The 2,542-nt window shown below is 73.4% G+C and carries 2 protein-coding genes and 1 pseudogene; 2 read left to right on the top strand and 1 reads right to left on the bottom strand.

Translation table 11 applies throughout. From position 1 onward, the window contains the following. Positions 1 to 773 (top strand): hypothetical protein (locus KN815_RS48525; protein WP_253209729.1); only part of this gene is annotated, 773 nt, incomplete at its 5' end. Between the two features lie 83 nt (positions 774 to 856). Here KN815_RS48525 and KN815_RS48520 read toward each other — a convergent pair. Continuing rightward, complete coding sequence (locus KN815_RS48520; protein ID WP_216348128.1) at positions 857 to 2,053, bottom strand: alanine racemase; 1,197 nt, start codon at positions 2,051 to 2,053, stop codon at positions 857 to 859. A gap of 212 nt (positions 2,054 to 2,265) precedes the next feature. On the opposite strand from KN815_RS48520, the pseudogene KN815_RS48515 reads away from it, so the two are divergent. After that, a pseudogene (locus tag KN815_RS48515) lies at positions 2,266 to 2,542 on the top strand (hypothetical protein); the annotation flags it as partial.

The raw sequence follows: 2,542 nt of genomic DNA, 5'->3' as shown, positions 1-2,542 counted from the left end.
CGCGGATCGCGGCGGTCTCGGTCGCCGCGGGCGTCGTGGTCGCCGCGATCGTCGGTGGCATCGTGCTGCTGGGCGACGGCGGCGACGGCGGTGGTGGCAACGCCCAGACCGGGCCCGCCGCCCCCAGCGACTCCGCCCCGCCGGACGGCGGCGACCCGGCCCCGGACCTGCCCAGCCCGGACAGCCCCTCGGACGGGCCCAGCGACGCCCCCAGCGCATCACCCAGCTACGACCCGGACACCGCCCCGGACCCCGGCAACGGCATCAGCCTGCCCGTGCTCACCGGCTGGCAGGCGGGGCGCAGCAGCTCCGGCGGCGCGGGCGTCACCACCTCCCGCTACCCCTGCCCGGGCGACCCGGCCACCGAATGTGTGCGCGGCGGCGCCTTCTCCCGGACCGCCGAGGGCTATAAGGCCACCTCCGCCAAGGGCATAGCCAAGGAGGACATCGCGCAGAACGCCGAGGAGTCCTACGGCACCGACGAGGAGAACGACCGTAAGGCGTACGGCGGTATCACCTCCCACAAGGAGCTGAAGGAGTCGGCGGTCGAGGTCGCGGGCGGGAAGGGCTATCTGGTCCGCTGGAAGGTGGTGACGAAGAAGGGCGACGACGGCGTCGTCCAGTCGCTGGCCTTCCCGTCGCCCACCGTGCCGGACACGATGGTCGTGGTGCGCTTCGGGTTCGACGACAGCGACAAGGCGCCGCCGCTCAGCGATATGGACAAGATCGTCAAGGGCATCGAGGCACTGACGGGCGACGGCCGGTCCATTTAGGCGCGTCGCCGGTCGTCCGGGCCGAAGTCGTCGGTCGTCCGGGCCGAAGCCGTCGGCCCGTCCAGGCCGCGGGCGCGTCGCGGTCAGAGGAACGTTCTGCCCTCGCCCCGGTACGTCGGCGCGTCGGCCACCACCCGGTCTCCCTCGATCAGCCGCAGTGTGTCGAACCGCTCGCACAGCTCACCGGCCTTGGCATGCCGGAACCACACCTTGTCGCCGATCAGCAGATCGTCGGCGGCCGTGCCCAGCAGCGGGGTCTGCACCTCGCCCGGCCCCTCCATCGAGTCGTACACCAGCCCCTCCGGCAGATACGGCACCGGCAGCCGGTCCCGGCCCGGCGCGCCCGACGCCGGATAGCCGCCGCCGAGCACCGTCACCACGCCCACCCCCGGCCGGCGCACCACCGGCTGGGCGAACAGGGCCGCCGGGCGGCCGTGGAAGGAGGTGTAGTGGTCGAAGAGACGCGGCTGGTAGAGCCCGGATCCGGCGGCGATCTCGGTCACCGCGTCCTCCGCGGCGGTGTGCTGCACACTGCCCGTACCGCCGCCGTTGACGAACTCCAGGTCCGCCACGGCCCGCACCGCCCGTACGACCGCGGCCCGGCGTGCCGCGAGCTCCCGGCGGGCCACGGACTGCATCAGCCGTACGGCGCGCGAGCGCAGCGGATTGCCGGGCACCGAGTCGCCCACGCCCGCCACATGCCCCTCGTACGCCATCAGCCCGACCAGCCGGAAGCCGGGACGGCGGTCGATCGCCCGGGCCAGCTCGGCCAGTTGCTCGGGTTCGCGCAGCGGTGAGCGCAGCGCCCCGACCCGCACCCGCCCGCCGAGCATCCGCAGCGAGGTGTCCAATTCCAGGCAGACCCGGACCTCTTCGGTCCCGGCGCGAACACTGTCGATCAGATCGAGCTGGGCGAGGTCGTCCACCATGACCGTCACGGCCTCGGCCGGCTTGGGGTCGCTGGTCAGGGTGGCGAAGCCGTCCCGGTCGGTGGAGGGATAGGCGAGCAGGACGTCGTCGAACCCCTCGCGCGCCAGCCACAGCGACTCCGGGAGCGTGAAGCTCATGATCCCCGCGAAGCCGTCCTGTGCCAGCACCCGTTCCAACAGCGCCCGGCAGCGCACCGATTTGCTGGCGACACGGATCGGTTTGCCTCCCGCCCGGGTGACCAGATCCCGGGCGTTGTCGTCGAAGGCTCCCAGGTCGACAATCGCCACGGGCGCTTCGAGATGGGCGGTGGCCCGGTCGTACCGGGCCCGGTCAGCGGCGGCAGCGGACATGGACGCAGCTTGCCAGACTGCCATTACCACTGGGTAGAGGGCGCCCGGTGCGCAGGGCCCCCGGCTCCCCGTAGAGTGTCGCGCACGCCACGACCGGCAGGTCAGCGGCGTGTTGTCCGTATACGGGCCCACCTGCCCGAAAGGCGGTGGGTGGTGCGGCGAACCGGACGGAGCCAGGTGAAACAGGTGTCGACGGCTGCGAGGTGGTGCAGGTGAGCACCGACGCGGAACAGGCGCACTCACCCCACAGCACGCCCCCACCACGCCCCGCACATCCCCCGCGCACGGCGCCCGCGCAGCCTTCCGCGCCCCCGCCGCGCCCCGCCGCCCCGCCCGGGTTCACCCCGGATCCGGACACCCCCATCCTCGGCGTACGGGCGAAGGTCCCGTTCTCCAGGGGCACCGCCGGGGCGTCCGGCACCCGGGTGCCCCCACGCCCCTCCGCACCGCCACGCACCGGCGCGCTCTTCGCCGACGGCGGGCTCTTCG

The sequence above is a fragment of the Streptomyces niphimycinicus genome, from assembly GCF_018883605.1.
GTDB lineage: Bacteria > Actinomycetota > Actinomycetes > Streptomycetales > Streptomycetaceae > Streptomyces > Streptomyces niphimycinicus.
The sequence above is the reverse complement of the archived record's forward strand: the minus strand, read 5'-3'. Positions and strand labels throughout refer to the sequence as shown.

Coding starts and splice junctions, on each gene's coding strand:
- KN815_RS48520 (WP_216348128.1), bottom strand. CDS start 2,053: ATGTCCGCTGCCGCCGCTGACCGGGCCCGGTACGACCGGGCCACCGCC.